Genomic DNA, 21038 nt, shown 5'->3' on the forward strand with positions numbered 1-21038 from the left:
TATTACTTATTAGGAGCTTTTCATGGCTAACGAACGTACTTTATCTATCATCAAACCTGACGCAGTTGCTGGCAACCACATCGGTGCTATCTACAGCCGTTTCGAGCAAGCTGGTCTAAAAATTGTTGCTGCTAAAATGATGCAACTTGATGATGAAAAAGCGGGCGGTTTTTACGCTGAGCACGCTGAGCGTCCATTTTACAACGACCTAAAATCTTTCATGATGTCAGGTCCAGTATTGGTATCAGTATTAGAAGGCGAAAACGCTATCGCTAAGCATCGTGAAATCATGGGCGCAACTAACCCTAAAGACGCTGCTGAAGGTACTATCCGTGCTGATTTCGCTAGCAGTATCGATGAAAACGCCGTTCACGGTTCAGATTCTGCAGAGTCAGCAGCACGTGAAATCAGCTATTTCTTCAGCGATGACGAAGTTTGTGCACGTACGCGCTAATATAGTAAACCAACTATAAACAATGACGGCATTAGACTTGTTTACTGTAACTGCTATAATTAGCTAGTTACGATTTACACTCGTCTTATGCGTACTGGCTTTATATTTGATTCACTGTATACGACTGACGTAGCAAATTAGCTGTCAATCAGTCGTGTCGCGAGACGGCTTATATCTTATGGGTATAAGCCGTTTTAGCTATTATAATAATCCTATAGTCAAAGAATTATTAAACTGCTACGGCGTTACCCTTCTTAGATGTACTACTTGTACAATCTGCAGTCGGTTGCCTTGTATCCACTTTAGAGTTCTGTGACCATATTATCCATTGAAATTTTTAATGACTTGCCTCATTATTGATTTTACTGAGCGTTATCAATCCCTTATCAGTATGTTTTTGTCATTTTGAAAAACCGCGCTCATAACGGATTGCTCATGCACTCATATATTTTGTATGTATGACAACATCCATATAAACAATTGCACCGCTTATTTAAGCTTATGCAAAAAGGTTATCTATTATGTCCACCATTCAAGCACCCACTCAGCACATTCCTGCCAAGCGCACTGACAGCATTAAAATAGTAGATGAAGCTCAGGCAAAAACCAATCTGCTAGGAATGACCCAAGCCCAACTTGCGGAGTATTTTAAGAGCATTGGTGAAAAGCCTTTTCGCTCAACGCAAGTGGTCAGGTGGATATATCAGCAGGGTGTGACAGATTTTGAGCAAATGACCAATTTGAGTAAATCATTGCGTGATAAGTTGTCACTCAACGCTTGTGTCGTTCCGCCCAAAGTGATTCATCGTCAATATAGCGATGATGGCACACGTAAATGGGTGTTCGAAGTCACGGGTGGCTCATTGGTTGAGACCGTTCTTATTCCTGCAGATGACAGCAAATTGAACGGCCGTAAGACATTATGTGTGTCTTCGCAAGTGGGCTGTGCACTGGACTGTAGCTTTTGTAGTACCGGCAAGCAAGGGTTTGAGCGTGACTTAACCGCTGCTGAGATTATCGGTCAGTTGTGGGTGGCCAATGCCTCGTATATGACGGACGAAAATGACAGCTTAGAAAATGTCGATCATAGCCTATGGGAAAATAATGTCACCAACGTTGTGATGATGGGTATGGGCGAACCGCTATTGAATTATAAACCAGTGGTTGGCTCAATGGAGCTGATGCTCAGCGATCATGCCTATGGGTTGTCAAAGCGTCGCGTCACACTATCGACTTCAGGCGTCGTACCTAAGATGTATCAGCTCGCGCAAGATATCGATGTGGCATTGGCCATTTCATTACATGCACCCAACGATGAGCTACGCAATGAGCTAGTGCCAATTAACAAAAAATATCCTTTAGAAGAGCTAATCGCTGCGGCAAAAAACTATGTATTTGATGTCAATCCACGTCACAAAAAGCACGTTACGATTGAGTATGTAATGCTTGATGGGGTTAATGATAGCAACGAGCATGCTCATCAGTTGGTTGCACTATTAGAGGGGCTACCAAGTAAGATTAACTTGATCCCATTTAATCCGTTCCCGCATGCAAACTATGACAAATCAAGCAACAACCGTATTCACGCGTTTAGCAATATACTGAGCGAGGCCGGTTTTGTTTGTACCATTCGTCAAACCCGTGGTGATGACATTGATGCTGCTTGTGGCCAATTGGTTGGGCAAGTGGCGGATCGTACTAGACGCTCAGCCGCATGGCAGCAAAGTATCAAAGACCGTGAAAACGTTTAGTAGGGTCTTAAACGCATAAGTTTAGTATTTAACGGTCTTAGGGCGTGTCATCAATTAATACATTTAGTGGCCTTAAAATGGCTAAATTTTGCTAAACATCGTTAGAAACTTTGTCAATCTGTTCATATTAACGGCAATTTCTTCCTTGTTTATCTACCATTTTTCTCATTTTAAGCCTCACAATCTAATTGATGTCACACCCTAGAAGATAAGCTGTCTTTTATCTGTCGCAATGGTAATAAAAATGTAGCAATAACAATCAGTATCGATGAGTACAGCAATTAATCACAACTAAATTGTACTTATGGGGGTTAAATCTATTAAACTGATGTTTCTTTGATCGAACGCATTGAATCACAGTTTTATGATGGCGGCTATGATGACTTCTAAAAATTCTTGTCAGTTCAAATATCAAACATTATTTTCTAAAGATGGTAAGCAGTTGATGACAGCAACTTCCCAGATGACGATGTCGAAGCATATGATGCTGGCAACGGCGTTTGCGGGGGTTCTGCTGACTGGTTGCCAAAGCACATCGACCAATGAGTTGATTAACAATACGGCTTATCAGACATCCACACGGTCCAGTGATAACCGCAAATCGGATCAACAAGAAGTCGCTCGTGTGCGCACCTCACTTGCTGCACAATACATTCGCGAAAAAGACCTCGATACTGCCCAACGCCAACTCGAAAAAGCCTTTATTGCTGATAGCCGTTACGCGCCAGCCTATGATATGATGGGCGTTTTGCTGCAGCAAGAGGGCAGTCCGCGCAATCTCGAAAAAGCTGATGAGTATTTCAAAAAAGCGATCTCACTTGATAAAGATTTTGAGCAAGCAAATAATAACTACGGCGTATATCTGTCACAGATGAAGCGTTATAGTGAAGCGGCTGAGCAGTTTCAGATTGCAGGTTCAGCATTGGGTTACGAAGGGCGTATTGGTGCGTTAGAGAACTTAGGACGTACTTATTTACAGCTCGGCGATCGCAGTGCGGCTTCCAAAGCATTTTTACGTGCGCTTGATGGCAATCGTAATAGTATTATTGCCCATATCGAATTGGTAGATTTGCTGCTTGAGCAACAGCGTGTTCCACAGGCTCAAAGGCTTTATGATGAAACATTGGTGATAGTACAAAGACAGGGTGTTAGCCCGCGCGTACTATTACAAGGTATCAAACTTGCTGCTGCGCAAAACAATATACCGACACGTCAAAGATTAGCACAGCAACTTTTATCCGCTTATCCATTAAGTGATGAAGCAAAAAAACTTAAGACTTGGCTTAACAATCCAGAGGCACCATGGAAATGACCACCCCATCATTAAACACTCAATCTAACGCTCAGGGATCATTTGGTGCCATGTTGCAGCAAGCCCGAAAATCTAAGCAAGTCAGTTTAGAAGAGGCGGCCGCCGAGTTATTTATTTTAAAGCGTCATTTACAAGCGCTAGAAAATGAGAATTTTGCTGATTTACCACAAGCAACGTTTGCTCGTGGTTTTGCAATAAACTATGCCAAATTTTTGGGATTGGATGCAACCAAAGTCGCTAGCAGTTTTGATGCGGCTTATCCCAGTGAGCTTAAAGCTAAATCAGTTAATAATACCAATACACCATTGCGTCCAATGGGTACGCTGCAGCGCGATACTCGCAACCGTATTCGCTTTAACCCATTACTGATTTTGGCGGTCATTGGTGTTATTGTTTTGGCAATTTTCTTATTCCGTATGGTAAGCAACGCCAGCAAAGAAAACAATGCAGAACCAGTACCTACAGTAGACGACGTATCTGAGATAGAACAAGCCCAAGGTGCTGCGATTGATAGCTCGACTGGCGTTGGTGCGTCTGGCTCTGCATTGAACTTAGGCGGCGCTGAAGTCGGTCAGGCTGCATTAGTAGTCAAACTGACTGACACAGCGGTCATAAGTATCATTGATGCCTCTGGTAGCACTTTAATAGATGGTTCGCAAACAGCGGGTGATTATCAATTGTCAGGCACGCCGCCGTTCAGTGTGAAAATCGATGACGTCGATAATGTTAGCTTAATGCTAAACCAAGAAGCAGTTGCATTGGATACTTATGCAGCAACTGATAAGCAAGCCAGTTTTGAGCTAGCACCTTAATTGTCAAAACTAACAGCTGTTTAAAGCCAATAGCTGTTCATAGTTATTATAAACATGTGTCTTCTATATTTTTTTGCTCTAATGAAAGGGTTTGTCTATGTCAACGTCAGCGCCTATTAACCGTCGCCTTACCAAAAAAATATATGTCGGTGATGTCGCGATTGGTGGTGATGCGCCGATCAGTGTGCAAAGCATGACAAACACTGATACTTGTGATGTGGCAGCGACGGTCGCGCAGATCGAACGCTGTGTTGAAGCAGGCGCAGATCTGATGCGTGTCTCGACGCCCACGATGGATACTGTCAAAGCGTTTGGTGAAATTCGTAAGTTAGTCAGTGTCCCATTGATTGCCGACGTGCATTTTGATCATAAGATTGCATTGGCAGTGGCCGAAGCAGGCGCAGACTGTCTACGTATCAACCCAGGTAACATCGGCAGCGATGCCAAAGTACGTGAAGTCGTCGCTTGTGCCAAACATTATAATATTCCTATTCGCATTGGTGTGAATGCTGGCTCTTTAGAAAAAGACATTCAGCGTAAATATACTGAGCCCACTGGCGCTGCGATGCTCGAATCTGCGATGCGCCATATTGATATATTAGAGCGTCTCAATTTTGATCAATATAAAGTATCGGTCAAAGCCAGTAATGTGTTTTTGACATTGGACGCTTATCGTCTTATATCGGCTCAGATCGACAATCCATTACATTTGGGCGTGACCGAAGCTGGCGTCTATCGTACTGGTGCCGTGAAGTCTGCAATTGCGTTAGGTGGTTTACTGTTAGATGGTATCGGTGACACCATTCGTATCTCTCTAGCAGCAGAGCCTGAAGAAGAAATTAAAATCGGTTTTGATATTCTAAAATCGTTAAATATTCGTTCTAATGGTGTCAACTTTATCGCTTGTCCAAGTTGCTCACGTCAAGAGTTTGACGTGATTAGAGTGATGACTGCATTAGAGTCACGCTTAGAAGATGTCCGCGAACCGATGAATTTGTCAGTGATTGGTTGTAAAGTGAATGGCCCAGGTGAGGCGAAGGAATCTGATATAGGTATCGTTGGCGCTGCACGTAAGTCACTAGTCTATCGTATGGGTGAAAAAAGCCATCTTATCGATACCAATAACTTGGTTGATGAAATAGAAAGTATGGTACGCGCCCACGCCGAAGATTTGGCCAAAAAACGTGAGAATGAGATCATTCGAGTAAAATAACACGCCACTGTTAGTAAAAAAATTATAGATATACTTGTTAAAAATTTTAAGGATACGACCGTACCATGATTAAAGCTATCAAAGGGTTCAATGATATTTTGCCTGACCAATCCGCAAAATGGTTACATTTAGAGGCAATACTGGCTGACGTTTTGGGCAGATACGGCTATGAGCACATTCGTTTGCCAATCGTTGAGCAGACCGATTTATTTGCACGTGCTATCGGCGGTGCAACAGACATCGTCGAAAAAGAGATGTATAGCTTTACTGATAAATCTGATCCACCAACGCCATTGGCGCTACGTCCCGAGGGTACCGCTGGTGCAGTACGTGCAGTGATTGAGCACAACCTACTACGCGGTGATACACCCAAATTATGGTATATCGGTCCGATGTTCCGCTATGAGCGTCCACAAAAAGGCCGTTATCGTCAGTTTCATCAGTTGGGTGTCGAAAGCTTCGGTAGTGCATTGCCAGATGCTGATGCGGAATTAATTGCGATGACCCATTTAATGTGGCAAGAATTGGGTCTAAAAGACGAGATGCATTTGCAGCTGAATAGTTTAGGGGAGCTGGATGAGCGTTACGCTTATCGCGAAGCACTCGTGGCTTATTTGACGGATAAAAAAGATCAGCTTGATGAAGACAGCAAGCGCCGCTTGATGACCAATCCGCTACGCATTCTAGATAGCAAAGAAGCGAGCACCCAAGCCGTATTGGTAGACGCGCCAAAGCTGGCTGAGTTTTTGGGTGCAGAAAGCATGGCGCATTTCGAGCAAGTACAGGCGTATCTGACGACACTCGGTATCAAATTCGAGATTAATCCGCATCTGGTACGTGGACTGGACTATTACAACAAAACTGTTTTTGAATGGGTGACAGACAAGCTTGGTAGTCAGGCTACTGTGTGTGCTGGCGGCCGTTATGATGGTTTGATTGGACAACTAAAATCCATCGGTACCGATGCCAATAAGCCAGTAAAATCTGAGCCTGGTGTCGGCTTTGCGATGGGTCTTGAGCGTTTATTGTTATTGATGGAAGCAGTAGCACCGATTGCTGATATACCTGCTTGTGATGTATTCGTAGTTGCTCATCCAGAGGTCTATAGTGCTGGTATTGGCTATGCACAAAACTTGCGTTACAGTCGTCCAGATGTACGGGTCAAAATGGCAAGTGCAACCAGTCTAAAAGCGCAAATGAAAAAAGCGGATAAGTCAGGTGCTGCATTGACGGTTATTATTGCTCAGCAAGAATTGGACGATGATACCATTAGTGTGAAAGATATGCAGACGGGTGAACAACAGACGGTTGCGACAGATTGGTTGTCGAATAAAGACAATTTTTCTCGTAACTGATCGGTTTCGGTTTCCTTAGTTTTAGCATCAGCAATTTAATATAAATTTATCAGGTAAATAGATATGGCTCTGACACCCAATTCGCCGAATGCAGACAACTCAATGCAAGCGTTAAAGCAATATGGCAGCTACATTGTCACTGCGACTTTATTGGCATTGGCAGCCTATTTTGGTTGGACGTACTGGCAGGACAATCATGCACGGGTAGATACTGTAGCTGCTGATAGTTATGCCGATATTCAGCGGTTGAATGAAGAAGTCAGTCTGTCCTCACAAAACCCTGATTTAGAAGCAGAGGCACAAGCAGCGCTCGAACAGAGCCGTACGCAATTGAGCAGCGATATTGATACGTTGGTAAGTACACATGGTGAGTCAGTCTATGCATGGCAAGCATTGATGATTAAAGCTCGTCATGAAGTTGATAACGACGATTTCGCGGCTGCTACAGAGACTTTTAAAAAAGCACTGGCAATCGACTTGGGTGATGCAGGCTTAGAGGCTATTACTCGTTTGCGTTATGCGAAGACGTTGTTAGCGACAGGTGATACAGATGCTGCATTGGCAGAAGCTAAAAATGACATGCCAAGCTCTTTTGAAGCCAGTCAGCAAGAACTACTAGGTGATATCTATTTAGCACAAGACAATAAAGAATCAGCAGTCAAATCGTACAACAATGCTTGGGAGCTGTTACGTAGCCGTCAAGAAACGCGTGCAGTATTGGCGTTAAAGATGGAAAGTTTGGGTACGGTACCTGAGCCTATCGAAGACCAAGCCAGTCTTATTCAAGAGTCAAATGCTGCTGTTCAATTACCAGTGGCGGCTGACTCTGCAGAAGCTCCTACTGCTGAGGTTACGCAATAGCCGTATCGTCGTAAATATTATTGACTAATAATGGCACTTGTATTCTACTTAGCACTTGATAATAGCTAACTGATGGTCAGTACCTAACATTGTTCCATATACCAGTTCCATATACTAAATGGCGCAGTAAATCAGCAGCACATTACGACACAGGGCGCTGATTTGACGTGCTTTGCTAATACTATTCGTTGACTAGTTATTTATCGATAGCTAATTTGCTTATTAATAATAATTTATTTGTAGTGAGAACTTATAATGACTCAATCTATTCGCTCTAGCAAAACCTCAAAAGCTAAAACCATCAAAACGACGGTTATGCATGTGGCCGTACTGGCAGTAATGAGCACTGCGGTGATTGGGTGTAATCGCGGTATCAAGCCCGTTGTCAATGATCCGGTAAAGCTAGTACAGATTGCTCAACCTATTAGTGTACTACAACCTGTTTTTAGTACGGATGTCGGTAATAAAAAAGCCAGTAAAAAAGATCCTCTAGATTTGCAGGTTGGTTATACCAATGAACAAATCGTTACTGCATCACGCGGTGGTGAATTGACTGGTTTTAATAATACTGGTGAGCGTTTATGGTCAGTGAATATTGATGAACAAATCACCGGTGGTGTCGCTTTAGATGCATTGAGCCAAACCGCGATTATTAGCACGCGCAGCGGTAAAGTAATGGCGTTTGATAGTGGCACTGGTGAAAAACGTTGGCAGCAACAGCTATCAGGGTCAGTGTTGACACCAGCGCTTATTACCAATAATCGTGTCGTTTTATCAGCAAACAACGGATTTTTACACGGCTTATCACTACAAACTGGACAGTCGGTATGGCAGTTTGCCACACAAGTACCCGCTATCAGCGTGCGTGGTAGTGCTGCACCGACATTATTAGATAGCAAGACGGCACTATTGGCCACAGCTGATGGACGTTTGCATGCAGTGACAGCGGATAATGGCTTGCCACAGTGGTCAAGACGCGTTGGCGTTGGTGCTGGCAGCAGTGAAGTTGAGCGCATGAGTGATGTTGATGGCGCGCCTATCGTTGATAAAAATCAAATGTTCGCCATCAGTTATAGTGGTCAATTATTAGGTATTGATTTGGCATCGCGCCAAGTGATGTTCGTCAATGAACAAGCCAGCTTAAAAGCGCTTGCCGTCAACACTCAGCAAGTCATTGCGACTGGTTTAGATGGTAAGGTTGTGGCTTACGATCGCAATACTGGTGCAGTATTGTGGGAAAGTGAAGAGTTGGCTTATCGTCATTTGACCAATCCTGTGATGATTGGCAACTATATTGCAGTTGGTGACTTAGACGGTGTGGTACATTTATTTGACCCTGCTAGTGGGAAAATCGTCAGCCGTGTAGAAACCAAAGGTGCGTTAAACAGCTTGCAGGTACAAGGCAGTCGTTTGATGACTCAAAGTACTTCAGGACAAGTCGCAATCTGGCAGTTGGCACGCTAAGATATTGATTGATAAGCATTAAATTAAATAATATGTTTTAATATAGTTGATTCAGTTTAAAAGAGAGATAAGGCAACCGAGTGCAGATGTATATCTGATACTTCAAGCGAGGTTAACGCTATCATTCTTTTATAGAGGATTGACTATAGTGCTATTATGCAATTTGATTGACCATGATATTATAAAATACAAACGCTGCTTAGTCAGCGTTTAGTGCCTTGTGTAAATGACTTGTTTAAACACAGGCTTTCGCGTACTCTATGCGACCGATACGCCATAGGCGTTATCTATATATATTGTTTATACAACATGTAGTTCCCCTTATATAGCATGCATTAATTGCAAAATAGTTGATTATTGTTTTTGCTATCGTTTTATTATTTATTTTAATTTACGGTCAAGTGCGGTAAGTTCGCTGTTATGTTTTGGTTATCAGAATAACTGTACTGTCCGTCATTTTGCCTTTCACTGAGAGTAATCCATGAGTATCAAGCCTGTGGTCGCCTTAATTGGTCGTCCAAACGTCGGTAAATCCACCTTATTTAATCAGTTCACAAAAAGTCGGCAGGCATTGGTTGCTGATTTATCAGGACTGACTCGTGACCGTCAATACGGTGATGCTACTTATGAAGACAAGTCTTTCATTGTTGTAGACACTGGTGGTATCGGTGAGGCGGATGATGGTAGCGGTAACATTGATGATTATATGTCTGAACAGTCGCATACTGCGATTCACGAAGCCGATATCATTGTATTCGTCGTTGATGCTCGTGCTGGTATGATTGGTGCCGACGCTGAGATTGGTAAGTTTTTGCACACACTTGGCAAGCCAGTATATGTTGTCGCCAACAAAGTCGATGGCGTCCATGATGCTGCGCCTGCAGAATTCTATGCATTAGGATTGGGCGAGCCGTACCCAATGGCTGCCAGTCATGGTCGCGGTGTTGGTAATTTGCTTGAAGTATTGACAGCGGATATGCCTGAGCAAGATAACATTGTAGAGCCAAGAGGCTTGAAGCTTGCTATTATTGGTCGTCCAAATGTTGGTAAATCAACGCTAGTGAACCGTCTATTAGGTGAAGATCGAGTAGTGGTTTTCGATATGCCTGGTACCACACGCGACAGTATCTACATTCCTTACAAGCGTGAAGGTAAAGACTACGTATTGATTGACACTGCTGGTGTACGCCGCCGTGGTAAAATCGATGAAAAAGTAGAGAAATTTTCTGTCATCAAAACCTTGCAAGCAATCGAAGATTCTAACGTCACCGTTATTGTTATTGATGCTCACGAAGGTATCGTCGACCAAGATTTACATATGATTGGCTATGCACTGGATGCGGGTCGTGCATTGGTAGTGGCGATTAATAAATGGGATGGTCTGACTCAAGATCAAAGAGACTATATTAAAATTGAGATGGATCGTCGTTTCAACTTTATCCCTTATGTGAAAATTCATTTGATATCGGCGCTGCATGGTACTGGTGTGGGTAATTTATATCCGTCTATCTTACGCGCTTATAAATCATCTATGTTTGAAGTGTCAACCAACCGTTTGACTCAGATTTTGCAGGATGCTGTGACTGCGAACCCGCCACCAACCGTGTCTGGTCGCCGCATTAAATTACGTTATGCGCATATTGGTGGTCACAATCCACCAGTCATTGTTATTCATGGTAACCAGACCAGCTCATTACCTAAGAGCTATCAGCGTTATCTTGAAAACCAATTCCGTCAGGTATTCAAGCTCGAAGGTACGCCGCTTAATGTCATTCTTAAACAAAATGACAACCCATATGCGAACAAGAGCGATACTCCTACCAAAGCGAAAGAGCAGCAGTTGCGTCAACGTGAGCGCAACCGAGCACAAAAATTCACCACCAAAGATAAAAAACCTCGTAAATAGATAAGACAGTTGACTCATTCACTACTACTTTATCGTGCCATAGAGCACGATAAAGTAAGCTGTACGCTACTGTATCTGTGGTTGCTTTAGCTGTCATGAAGAGTGAGTATCTATCAGTTTCACCTATCACACCTTCCTAGTAGCTGTAGTATAAATCAATGTTATCTTAACTTAGTTGAGTGATATGAACAGCCGTTCACCGCAAACCATCTCTGTGCTAATCCGGCGTTCTGTCGCACAGGCCCTCATACTAGCTGTGTTAGTAGGCTTTTTATTGTCTTTTATTTATGGTTTAGTTTATCACTACACAGAAAAATATAGGCATGTGCAACAGCTAGCCACTTTACTAACGACCAGTGCATCGACGGCTGAGAGCGCTGATGTTGTGTCTGAGCAAGTGAGGTTTTTATTAGAGAACGAACCAAGTATCAAAAGTATCTTGTTCTATTCAACACCTCAGCCTGTTGATGATGTTCTCCAATCAAAGGATGATTGGAGAACGGCATTATTTGCAGATACTGTCAGCTTTAACTATCCGGTAACCAGCAACTATATTAATATCGATAGTGACGTCAATGCATTAAAGCCTAAACAGCAATCAGCTACCACTTTATTAGGCAATAAAAATGAACCGTCAGCAGCCGATAAAGTCGATAAAGACAGTGCACTAGTTGGCTATATTAATATCACTTTAGATGTGCAACAACTTCGGTCGCATTGGTATCGTAGCAACTTGCTGCTATGGCTCTTTACTACCATACTGGCAGTGCTTTGGGCTCTATATCTTTTACGTAAACTCAAATGGCCAGTCAGAGATATTGAATCTCTGACCGAAGCCTGTGACATCGTGTTAAAAAACACAGAGCTTGAGCAGTTACCAGTTATTCCGCAACATTTTAATTTCCAAGAACTGATGCTAATCAAAGAAGCCTTTATAGCCTTGTTTAATCGTTTACAAAAAGTTAGCCTAGATTATGAATCGCTTGCGACTTTTGAAAAGCAGTTGCATAGCAAAGATTTGTCTCTCGATGTGCAGCTGCATAACTTTCAAAGTATGATAACCCATGAGTTGAAAACCTCGCTAAATGCTATCGTGGGCGGTTTGCAGTTATTGGATCACGACCTACTCAATAGAGAGCAAAAAGATGCTATTGAAATCATTAGTAGTGGTAGTGATAAATTGGTATCGTCGCTTGACCATATTATCCAGTTGAATCAAATACAAAAAGGTCAAGTAACTATCGATTCTATCGAATTCAATCCATTACAATTGATTGCAGATATCTTGGCAGAGTTTGAACCAGCTGCTCAGAAAAAAGGCTTAGTATTAACCAGTCGTATTCATCATATCGACTATAGTCTTACGGGCGATGCTGAAAAAATACAACAAATTCTATCGATGTTACTCAGTAATGCAATCAAGTTTACGCCTGCTGGACAAGTGATTATTACGTCGCAATTGACCCATTTTGATAAAAGTAATCGTTGGCAAATCAGTGTGAAAGACACCGGTATTGGTATCGATCGCAATCATATAGAGGATATTTTTAATCCATTTTTTCAGGTGGATTCATCACAAACTCGGCAGTATGAAGGCTCAGGTGTTGGGTTGCCTGTCGTTAAGCAAATAGCGCAGCTTATGGGTGCTACTATCGAAGTGGATAGTACGCTAGGATTAGGTACAGATTTTACGCTGACGGTCATAATGCCTAACCAGCATCAGTCTCAGCAGCAACAGCTATTGGCTGGGTTGACGATCATTTATTATTATTATCATGAAGTGGGTTTTTTAGGGAATGAGTTGGAGCGTTTGGGCGCGACAGTCATCTACCATCAGCATGAGCAGCTGGTTATGGATGAGATGAGCGTCAAAAAAATAAATATGGTCATGTTTGCAGAGGATATTGTGGTAAAGAAAGCCGAATCCTTAGCTGATCTCATCCGTCGATCTGAAAGCGAGCACCGTGCATTATTAGTGTATTGGTACTCACCGCATCGAGCCCAGTACTTAGACAGTTTTGAGCATGGTTTGAAGGTTGCAGGTATCGATTACTGTCGTAGTGCTACTTATAAGGGTAAGGCTTTGAGTGATTTGCTGCAACGTTGGTTGATATGGAAATAAGCTAAGCTGCCCTTATCCTTTATCCCTTATCAGAATCAATAAAAAAGACGCCCTATATCAAGGCGTCTTTTTTATTGGACAACAGGCCTATCAGGCATGTTGTTCATATCTAATATTATGCTTAAAAGAGGTTCTGTACCCAACGTGCGAGACGTTGCCAAGTACGGCTCATAAAGCCTGACTCTTCAATATCGCTAGTTGCAATGATAGGCACTGATGCTACGGCCTTGCCATCAATAACAGCCATCATTTTACCAATTTCTTGACCTTTTTTGATAGGTGCTTCTATGCTTTCAGGGATATCAACCACAGTGGTGATTTTATTCTTTTGCGTTTTGCTGGTTAGAATTTGTAAGTTGTCAGCAGTCGCTAGCTCAACCTCATCCGCTTCACCAAACCATACAGGGACTTTGCTGACGAATTGTCCAGCAGGCGCTTTGGTAACGGTAGTGAAGTGGCCAAAGCCCCAGTTGAGAAGCTCACGTGATTGATCAGCACGAGCTTGTTGGCTCTTGGTACCCATAATGACAGAAATCAGACGCATACCGTCGCGATTACTTGAAGCAACCAAGCAATAGCCTGCCGCATCAGTGTGGCCAGTTTTGAGACCATCAACGGTTGGGTCAGTAATGAGCAAAGCATTACGGTTACCTTGAGTAATGCCGTTATAGGTAAACTCTTTTTCTGAATAAATACCGTAGTAATCACCGCTGTTTTTAATGATAGCACGCGCAAGTTTAGATAAATCTAAAGCAGATGCTAAGTGGCCTTCATCAGGCATACCAGTCGCATTGACAAAATTAGAGTTCTCCATGCCAATTTTTTCTGCTTGCTCATTCATCAAGATAGCAAATGATGCTTCGCTACCGGCAATGTGCTCAGCCATTGCTTTTGACGCATCGTTACCTGATTGAATGATAATACCGCGTAGCATGTCGATCACGCTGGCTGTCTTATTCACTGGCACATACATACAAGACTGGCTGCTACTGCCACGGCACCAAGCGTTTGGGCTCATCAACACTTGATCATCTTCTTTGAGGTCACCCGATGCTAAGCGCTGCTCAATGATATAGCTGGTCATCATTTTTGTCAGAGATGCTGGTGGTAATGACTCATTGGCATTTTTTTGAGCCAAGATTTCACCAGTATTGTAGTCCATTAATACATAGGCGGTATTGTCCATCTCAGGCGGCTGTATGGCAGCACTGGCCATCACTGCACTCATTGAGATACTTACACCAACTACCAGCTGTAAAAGCTGATTTTTTACACGCTTTACTGTCATATATCGTTACACCGCATCATGGAACCAAATGTATCTATTGCTTGTATCCTGTACTAATTTTCATACATTATTTTAAGCAGCATGTCTTAAATGCAGTGTTTAAAATAATGTATCGACGAAAATATGAATGACTGCGCAATAGACATAAAATTAACGCCTTATCTTAGCAAAATGACAACCGATGGGGAATCGATAAATACAAAAAATAAGGCGCGACTAAAAACAAAGAAGAATATTTAGGGAAGGTTTGGTTATAGCCACAAAAAAGCCTGCTGCACCGTCTATTATTCTGAACGGGGCTACAGCAAGCTTTTAATTTTACAAAGTAAATCACACAGTTTTTAAGTCTATTTCTATATAGAAATGACATAATCTATTATATATAGTTGATACCGCTGTTTTATTATCGTTAATGGTAGCGGGTTTTATCAAGCGACTATTTAGTGAGCCAGTTGTTAATGTCTAGCGACTAATATTCAGCATTCGCTAAATCTTCACATAGTGCTTTGTTTTCTTGCTTTGAGAAGCCCATTGTCCAACTACGAATACCTTGTAGGATTTGACGGTAGTCTTGTTGAGTTGATAGATATTGAATAGCCGCTTTCGGATCTTCTAGAGATGGCATCAGTTCGTGCAGCTGCACGCCATAGGATTTATAAAAACGCTGTTTTTGGTTGCCATTCAGCATCGGTGGACATATCTCTGACAACACTTGCATTACCGCAATTTCATGCTTGGTTATGTTTACACCAGCCATATCTAAAGGTATGGTTGTATCAGGGTTATTCGCCGCAAAAGATGCTTGAGATAGCATAGCAGCAGACGTTATTAGTCCTGCAAGACCAAATTTTGGTGCAGTTTTTGCTATGACAGAAGCTATAGATAATATCGATTGATTTTTCATTTAGCATTACACTCGCTTATCTTTATTTGATGGTCATATGTTAATGGCTAAAAAAACAAAAGTCACATAAAATATTGACTTATGTGTAGATGTCTTGTGAGCCAAAGGCATTTCTTAGCAACATATCAGCAGCATATACTTGTAAGTTACGTCAGCATAAAAATATAAGTTTATATTGTTGTCCGTTGTTGCCTATTGTAACGTGGAGAGCAATGTTTTTGCCTCTGCCGATTCAGTGACTGTACGGATAAAGTCGTTGGTAAAATAACAAATCAGCTAGATTCTAAGCAAAGACAGGGTTCGTGTCAGGATACTATGTAGGGTATAATCTTTCATCATTATGATTGCACCATAGCCTTGATATACTGAACTAATATCGTGAAGTTTTTTCATGGCTGTGATGTTTTCGGTTCTAATTATAGCAATTTTATGCCGATAAAGTTCATAAGTGGACAGCCGGTCATTTATAAATATATTGAGTAGCAATGAAATTTTTGATTAGTAATGATGATGGGGTTTATGCGCCAGGGTTGTTGGCACTGTATCAGGCACTGTCTACCATTGGTGACGTGGTGGTGGTTGCGCCAAATAGTGAGCAGAGTGGTTACGCGAGTGCATTGAGTGTGACCACACCATTGCATACTCATGAACTGCCATCTGGCTTTATCGCTGTAAATGGTTCGCCTGCGGACTGTATTTATTTAGCATTACATGAGTTGTATCGTCATACGCGCTTTGACTATGTGATTACAGGTATTAATTCAGGTGCTAATCTAGGGCAAGATGTTATGTTCTCTGGCACCTTTGGGGCAGCCTTAACAGCGCAGCTTTTTGGTGTGCCAGCCATCGCAACTTCTTTAGTAGGCGGCGGTACCAAAAGGGATGGGCAAGAGCAAGTCAGTGATTATCAGCTGGCGGCAAATGAGATAATTAAGCTATTAGCCGAAACGTCACTATTAGATGCCTGCAAAAATTTGCCCTATCACGTATTAAACGTTAATATTCCGGATGTTAATCATGCCGATGAGATTAAAGGTCGCAAGATAACATCGTTGGGGCATCGTCAGGTTGCCCGTCCTGTGCACCATGTGGTTGATCCACGCGGGCGAGATGCCTATTGGCTGTCGCTACGCAAATGTAAACATGAGTTGCCAGAAAAAACGGAAGATATGCCGTCATCTGCCAGACAGTTGACGGATGACCAAGCAGTGGTAGCGGGTTATATTAGCCTCTCACCAGTGCGGCTCCATCATACACCAGCCGCCGCGCTAGACAGTTTATCCGCGTTAGCCTTATAAATGCGCTGTATAAAACGATGAATGGCGCTAGGTAAGTGGTGAAAGGCAAAAGAGTGCGTTGATTATCAAATGATGGATAATGGTCATTATCAAATATTTAAGTAGTATAAAAGTTAGCAACATGCTTGTGAGTCACACAAGACGTTTGTGAATAACGTAAAAAATAGGAAACCTTGTATGAAGAAGCTTATTGCTGGATCACGCTTTACAACAGCGGCATTGATTGGCACTCTAACAGTCGCAACCTTAACGATAGTCGGTTGTGCCACCAAACCTACTTACCAATCAGCTAATCAAGCTGGTCCTACAATTGTCACCAATGCACAAGGCATTCCTAACTATCATCGCGTGCAACGCGGTGATACGGTCAGCCAAATCGCCGAGCGCTATCGTGTCAGTTACCGTCAAATCGGCGCACTTAATAACTTAGACAGCAAGTATACGATTTATAGTGGTCAGTGGCTCAAGCTATGGCAAGGCAGCCAAGAGACGACAGCGAATAACACGTATACACAGCCTAAGCAAACCTATACACCTCCTGTAACCAGTGTGCCTCAGAATAACTCGCAAAATCCTGCCTATGCAGTGACAGCAAACGCAACGTCAGGTTATGAATATCCAAGTCGCAATCAAGTCACTCGTAACTTCGATGTGGCAGCTGGCACGATGGGTATGTGGTTTGCTGGTAATGTCGGTGATCCAGTGCTTGCCAGTCAATCTGGAACAGTACTTTACTCAGGTAACGGTCTGACAGAATATGGCAATCTTATTATGATTCGTCATAGTGATAACTACATCACTGCCTATGCACATAATAGTGAGCTACTTGTCAAAGAAGGCGATACGGTACAGCTGGGTCAACGTATTGCAAATATGGGCAACAGTGGTACAACCAATCAAGTGGGCTTGGAGTTCCAAGTACGTTTAAATGGTAATCCTATCGACCCACGTGCGGTATTGGGACGTTAAGTTTGACACCGTGTTTTTAATTGCTTAGCGAATTTAGTGGCGCGACTGACATTGCTTTATGAACGCGATTTGCATAAAGTTGTGTTGTTTGAGTCACTTTACTTATTCATACCTGAGAATTTTTATGATGTTAAAAAAACAGTACATTGCTTTTTTCCCAGCTCTAGTCATGGTTGGGTGTACGAGCCAACAGGCCATGCAAGAGTCTAACAAACCCGTGCGTCAAGGCAATGTTGAGATTACCCAGACTCAAACAATACAAGTGAAACCAACACCAAAGCCAGTAGTCACGCCGCCACCAGTGGCAAAGCCAAGCTATAACAGCTTTTATGACTGGAAGTCGGATTTTTCCATGCGTGCGATTGCATCAGGCAATGATGCGGCAACTGTTCGTCGTCTGCTTGACTCAGCTTACTTAAATCAACAAGTGATTTCATTAGACTCAGGACAGCCAGAGTTCTCAAAGATGCCTTGGGAATATGTAGATTCTGCTGTATCCGATGGGCGCGTAAGTACTGGTAAGCGTAAGTTTGCCGAGCAACGTGCATATCTGTCGCAGTTAGAATCACAGTATGGTGTGAGTGCAGAAATTGTCGCTGCTATCTGGGGTATGGAGTCTTCATATGGCGTTGTGACTGGTAATAGTAGTTTGCCAAGCTCATTGGGTAGTTTGGCTTATGACGGTCGCCGCCAAGAGTTTGCAGAAACTCAATTACTGTCATTAGCGACGCTATTACAGCGTGGTGATGTGTCATGGTCACAGCTTGAGGGCTCTTGGGCTGGTGGTATGGGTCAAACTCAATTCATCCCTGCCACATGGCTTAAACATGGCGTCGATGGTGATGGTGATGGTCATCGTAACCCATGGGCCACTAGTGATGCCTTGGCTTCTACGGCCAATTACCTAAGCAACTCAGGTTGGGTTCGTGGGTTGGCGCCGTTTTATGAAGCGACGGTTCCTACCTCGTTCGATTATTCAACCGTTGGCAGCAAGCAGTCTGCGGCTCGATGGGCTGCAATGGGCGTTGATACAATAGCGGATGTGTCGTTAGATGCTAATACAGAAATGGAGCTATGGCTGCCAGCTGGCAAGGATGGCCCAGTACTATTGTTAAGCCCAAACTTTGATGTAATCAAGGTCTATAACAACTCATCAAGCTATGCGCTAGGGGTGAGCTTACTGGGTAAAGCAATTACGGGACAAGGCGGCTTGCAAAAGTCATGGCCGCGCTATGAGCGTCCGTTATCGACTACTCAGGTACGCAATTTACAACAGCGCTTGACCAGTGCAGGTTACGACACAAAAGGCGCTGATGGCATCGTTGGTACTAATACTCGTATGGCATTCCAACACTGGCAGGGAGATAATGGTCAGACGCCAGATGGCTTTATTACCCAGCGTAGCGCGTCCTCATTGGCATCATGGTGAGAGAGGCTATTGCTGTTGATACGTGATATAAGTGCCACTGTTTTTGACCGCTAATGTTTCAATGATGACGTTACTTTGTTCTACAAAAAGCACCTTGCCAAGGTGCTTTTTTTGCCTCAGTCTATGGGTGATTTTGCTGATAGCTATCGAAATGATAAGTATGAAGTACTCAAGCTAAATCTACTGCGCTTTTGTCAAAACTTATCAGGACAAGGTTAATACAAGAAAATTACGATTGTGAGTGCTAGACTCTAGGGTATGTCCTCAATTCAATCGATAGTTATCTAAATGGGTTAAAAGTAGCTAAATCTTGCCAAACGGCGTCAAATAGCTGACTAATATCTCGATATTATCTGCGCTATTTTCCTTGTTTGACTGCAATTTATCTCATTTTTATCACCATTTTTAAAATGAGGACACGCCCTAGAAAATGGATTTTTTAAACCACGTTTTTAGTAGCAGTTTTCAAATGATAATTTCTAAATAACAGTTTTCGAATAACAGTTTTCAAATAATAAATAAATAGAACGACCCAAAGAGTGTGCGATATGATTACCATGGAAGAACTACAAGCGGCGATAAAGCAGCGTATAAATAACTACAACGATACCGACTTTCCATTACAAAATAGAGATCTGCAGACGTGTGATTTATTAGACAGTCGTAACCATATCTTAGCGCAAGACATCACCTCGACATTTGATGTACCTAGACAGAATCTATCTGCGATGGATGGTTATGCGATAGCTAAAGGTAGCGAGCTAGCAATAGACAGCACTATCGACATTATCGGAGAGTCTCAAGCTGGCTGCGCTTATATAGGTGAGTTGATAGCAGGGCAAGGTGTCCGTATCTTTACGGGTGCGGTAGTGCCAGACTGTTGCGATACGGTCATCATGCAAGAAAACACCAATTTTTTAGATATAAAAGATACACTCGATAAATCACAACCTTATGCTATAACGCTATCGCAAGCGGCTCAGGTTGATAAAAATATCCGTAAACAGGGCGAAGAAATTGAATCGGGTGAGGCGGTGCTAAAAAGTGGCAAGCGTATAAACCCTGCCGATGTTAGCTTGCTAGCAAACTTAGGTATTAGCCAAGTCCGTATATTTGAGCCACTGACGGTAGGTGTTTTAGCCACTGGCGATGAGCTCGTGGCGATTGGTAATGAGCTGACCAGCTTAGCGCAAATATATAATTCCAATACTCCAACGCTCAAAAGCCTCTTATCAGACTTACCTATTACCATTCGTGATTACGGTATCATCCCTGATAACTTAGAACAGACGACCGCTGCTATTCATGATGCCATGCAAGACTGTGATGTCATTATCTCAACGGCGGGTGTATCTGTTGGTGATTATGACTTTTTAACCACTGTGATTGAGCAGTTAGGTCAAATCAATCACTATAAAGTGGCTATGAAGCCAGGCAAGCCTTTCGTGTTTGGTGAATTAAACAAAGACATTGATAAGCCAGTGCTGTACTTTGGTCTACCGGGTAATCCATTATCCACAGTCGTTGGCGCGCTACAGTTTGTGATACCAGCACTGTGGCAGATGTCAGGCGCGGACGTGTTAGAGCAGCCTATGCAGCTGAGTATTCAAGCCACGCTCACCAATGACATCAGAAAGTCAGCAGGTCGTAAAGACTTTCAGCGCGGTGTGCTGTCACAGAATGCAGTAGGCAGTTATGAAGTCGAGAGCTTCACCAGTCAGCAATCTCACAGAATAAAGCAGCTTAGCCGTGCCAATTGTTTTATTGTATTGGACAAAGACAGCGGCAATGTCTCTGCAAATAGTACGGTCACGGTACAACCTTTTCCTTGGTTATATAATTAATTCCCCATGTGTTAACTTACTATAAGGTGAGTATTAAACCACTGATAATAATTTCT

At 42.7% G+C, this 21038-nt stretch carries 16 protein-coding genes; 14 read left to right on the forward strand and 2 right to left on the reverse strand.

Annotated features, from left to right (window positions below):
- The first annotated feature begins 22 nt into the window (after nucleotides 1-22).
- From ndk to I6E83_RS06825, 10 genes are all read left to right on the forward strand, one after another.
- Complete coding sequence (gene ndk / locus I6E83_RS06780; protein ID WP_197100686.1) at nucleotides 23-454, forward strand: nucleoside-diphosphate kinase; 432 nt, start codon at nucleotides 23-25, stop codon at nucleotides 452-454.
- A gap of 518 nt (nucleotides 455-972) precedes the next feature.
- The gene (gene rlmN, locus I6E83_RS06785) at nucleotides 973-2205 is read left to right on the forward strand and encodes a 23S rRNA (adenine(2503)-C(2))-methyltransferase RlmN (RefSeq protein WP_413787057.1); all 1233 of its coding nucleotides are present in this window, start codon (nucleotides 973-975) and stop codon (nucleotides 2203-2205) included.
- 376 nt (nucleotides 2206-2581) lie between these two features.
- On the forward strand, nucleotides 2582-3517 hold the full coding sequence (gene pilW / locus I6E83_RS06790; protein WP_227680855.1) for a type IV pilus biogenesis/stability protein PilW: 936 nt from the start codon (nucleotides 2582-2584) through the stop codon (nucleotides 3515-3517).
- A complete protein-coding gene (locus I6E83_RS06795) occupies nucleotides 3514-4329 on the forward strand; it encodes a helix-turn-helix domain-containing protein (protein WP_197100690.1) in 816 nt (271 codons plus the stop codon). The genes pilW and I6E83_RS06795 overlap by 4 nt, the downstream gene beginning before the upstream one ends.
- A 97-nt stretch (nucleotides 4330-4426) precedes the next feature.
- Nucleotides 4427-5542, forward strand: a complete 1116-nt coding sequence (gene ispG / locus I6E83_RS06800) for a flavodoxin-dependent (E)-4-hydroxy-3-methylbut-2-enyl-diphosphate synthase (RefSeq protein WP_110922320.1) — start codon at nucleotides 4427-4429, stop codon at nucleotides 5540-5542.
- Nucleotides 5543-5607: 65 nt separating this feature from the next.
- Nucleotides 5608-6897 (forward strand): histidine--tRNA ligase, encoded by a 1290-nt coding sequence (hisS, locus tag I6E83_RS06805; protein WP_197100692.1) that lies wholly within the window; start codon nucleotides 5608-5610, stop codon nucleotides 6895-6897.
- A gap of 63 nt (nucleotides 6898-6960) precedes the next feature.
- Nucleotides 6961-7758 (forward strand): YfgM family protein, encoded by a 798-nt coding sequence (locus I6E83_RS06810; RefSeq protein ID WP_197100694.1) that lies wholly within the window; start codon nucleotides 6961-6963, stop codon nucleotides 7756-7758.
- 255 nt (nucleotides 7759-8013) lie between these two features.
- Nucleotides 8014-9222 (forward strand): outer membrane protein assembly factor BamB, encoded by a 1209-nt coding sequence (gene bamB, locus I6E83_RS06815; protein WP_197100695.1) that lies wholly within the window; start codon nucleotides 8014-8016, stop codon nucleotides 9220-9222.
- A 481-nt stretch (nucleotides 9223-9703) separates the two neighbouring features.
- Entirely contained in the window at nucleotides 9704-11128 is a 1425-nt protein-coding gene (der, locus tag I6E83_RS06820) for a ribosome biogenesis GTPase Der (protein ID WP_110922324.1), read from the forward strand.
- Between the two features lie 184 nt (nucleotides 11129-11312).
- Nucleotides 11313-13250 (forward strand): sensor histidine kinase, encoded by a 1938-nt coding sequence (locus I6E83_RS06825; RefSeq protein WP_197100696.1) that lies wholly within the window; start codon nucleotides 11313-11315, stop codon nucleotides 13248-13250.
- A 121-nt stretch (nucleotides 13251-13371) separates the two neighbouring features.
- Here the strand turns inward: I6E83_RS06825 and I6E83_RS06830 are convergent, their stop codons facing one another.
- Together I6E83_RS06830 and I6E83_RS06835 are read right to left on the reverse strand one after the other, a co-directional pair.
- Entirely contained in the window at nucleotides 13372-14538 is a 1167-nt protein-coding gene (locus I6E83_RS06830; RefSeq protein ID WP_197100697.1) for a D-alanyl-D-alanine carboxypeptidase family protein, read from the reverse strand.
- 469 nt (nucleotides 14539-15007) lie between these two features.
- Nucleotides 15008-15442, reverse strand: a complete 435-nt coding sequence (locus I6E83_RS06835) for an MCR_0457 family protein (RefSeq protein WP_110922327.1) — start codon at nucleotides 15440-15442, stop codon at nucleotides 15008-15010.
- Between the two features lie 485 nt (nucleotides 15443-15927).
- Here I6E83_RS06835 and surE point away from each other — a divergent pair, with 485 nt between their 5' ends.
- The 4 genes from surE to glp all read left to right on the forward strand — a co-directional run bounded on the left by surE (nucleotide 15928) and on the right by glp (nucleotide 20982).
- On the forward strand, nucleotides 15928-16740 hold the full coding sequence (gene surE / locus I6E83_RS06840; RefSeq protein WP_197100702.1) for a 5'/3'-nucleotidase SurE: 813 nt from the start codon (nucleotides 15928-15930) through the stop codon (nucleotides 16738-16740).
- A gap of 177 nt (nucleotides 16741-16917) precedes the next feature.
- Nucleotides 16918-17709, forward strand: a complete 792-nt coding sequence (locus I6E83_RS06845) for a LysM peptidoglycan-binding domain-containing M23 family metallopeptidase (protein WP_197100704.1) — start codon at nucleotides 16918-16920, stop codon at nucleotides 17707-17709.
- Nucleotides 17710-17833: 124 nt separating this feature from the next.
- Nucleotides 17834-19138 (forward strand): lytic murein transglycosylase, encoded by a 1305-nt coding sequence (locus tag I6E83_RS06850; protein ID WP_197100706.1) that lies wholly within the window; start codon nucleotides 17834-17836, stop codon nucleotides 19136-19138.
- 548 nt (nucleotides 19139-19686) lie between these two features.
- The gene (glp, locus tag I6E83_RS06855; protein ID WP_197100708.1) at nucleotides 19687-20982 is read left to right on the forward strand and encodes a gephyrin-like molybdotransferase Glp; all 1296 of its coding nucleotides are present in this window, start codon (nucleotides 19687-19689) and stop codon (nucleotides 20980-20982) included.
- Nucleotides 20983-21038 lie beyond the last annotated feature (56 nt).

Source organism: Psychrobacter sp. SZ93C1 (assembly GCF_015864635.1).
GTDB lineage: Bacteria > Pseudomonadota > Gammaproteobacteria > Pseudomonadales > Moraxellaceae > Psychrobacter > Psychrobacter fozii.

Excerpts from the sequence above, each read along its gene's own strand:
- ndk (WP_197100686.1), top strand. The coding sequence starts at position 23 with ATGGCTAACGAACGTACTTTATCTATCATCAAACCTGACGCAGTTGCT.
- pilW (WP_227680855.1), top strand. The coding sequence starts at position 2,582 with ATGATGACTTCTAAAAATTCTTGTCAGTTCAAATATCAAACATTATTT.
- I6E83_RS06795 (WP_197100690.1), top strand. The coding sequence starts at position 3,514 with ATGACCACCCCATCATTAAACACTCAATCTAACGCTCAGGGATCATTT.
- ispG (WP_110922320.1), top strand. The coding sequence starts at position 4,427 with ATGTCAACGTCAGCGCCTATTAACCGTCGCCTTACCAAAAAAATATAT.
- hisS (WP_197100692.1), top strand. The coding sequence starts at position 5,608 with ATGATTAAAGCTATCAAAGGGTTCAATGATATTTTGCCTGACCAATCC.
- I6E83_RS06810 (WP_197100694.1), top strand. The coding sequence starts at position 6,961 with ATGGCTCTGACACCCAATTCGCCGAATGCAGACAACTCAATGCAAGCG.
- bamB (WP_197100695.1), top strand. The coding sequence starts at position 8,014 with ATGACTCAATCTATTCGCTCTAGCAAAACCTCAAAAGCTAAAACCATC.
- der (WP_110922324.1), top strand. The coding sequence starts at position 9,704 with ATGAGTATCAAGCCTGTGGTCGCCTTAATTGGTCGTCCAAACGTCGGT.
- I6E83_RS06825 (WP_197100696.1), top strand. The coding sequence starts at position 11,313 with ATGAACAGCCGTTCACCGCAAACCATCTCTGTGCTAATCCGGCGTTCT.
- I6E83_RS06830 (WP_197100697.1), bottom strand. The coding sequence starts at position 14,538 with ATGACAGTAAAGCGTGTAAAAAATCAGCTTTTACAGCTGGTAGTTGGT.
- I6E83_RS06835 (WP_110922327.1), bottom strand. The coding sequence starts at position 15,442 with ATGAAAAATCAATCGATATTATCTATAGCTTCTGTCATAGCAAAAACT.
- surE (WP_197100702.1), top strand. The coding sequence starts at position 15,928 with ATGAAATTTTTGATTAGTAATGATGATGGGGTTTATGCGCCAGGGTTG.
- I6E83_RS06845 (WP_197100704.1), top strand. The coding sequence starts at position 16,918 with ATGAAGAAGCTTATTGCTGGATCACGCTTTACAACAGCGGCATTGATT.
- I6E83_RS06850 (WP_197100706.1), top strand. The coding sequence starts at position 17,834 with ATGATGTTAAAAAAACAGTACATTGCTTTTTTCCCAGCTCTAGTCATG.
- glp (WP_197100708.1), top strand. The coding sequence starts at position 19,687 with ATGATTACCATGGAAGAACTACAAGCGGCGATAAAGCAGCGTATAAAT.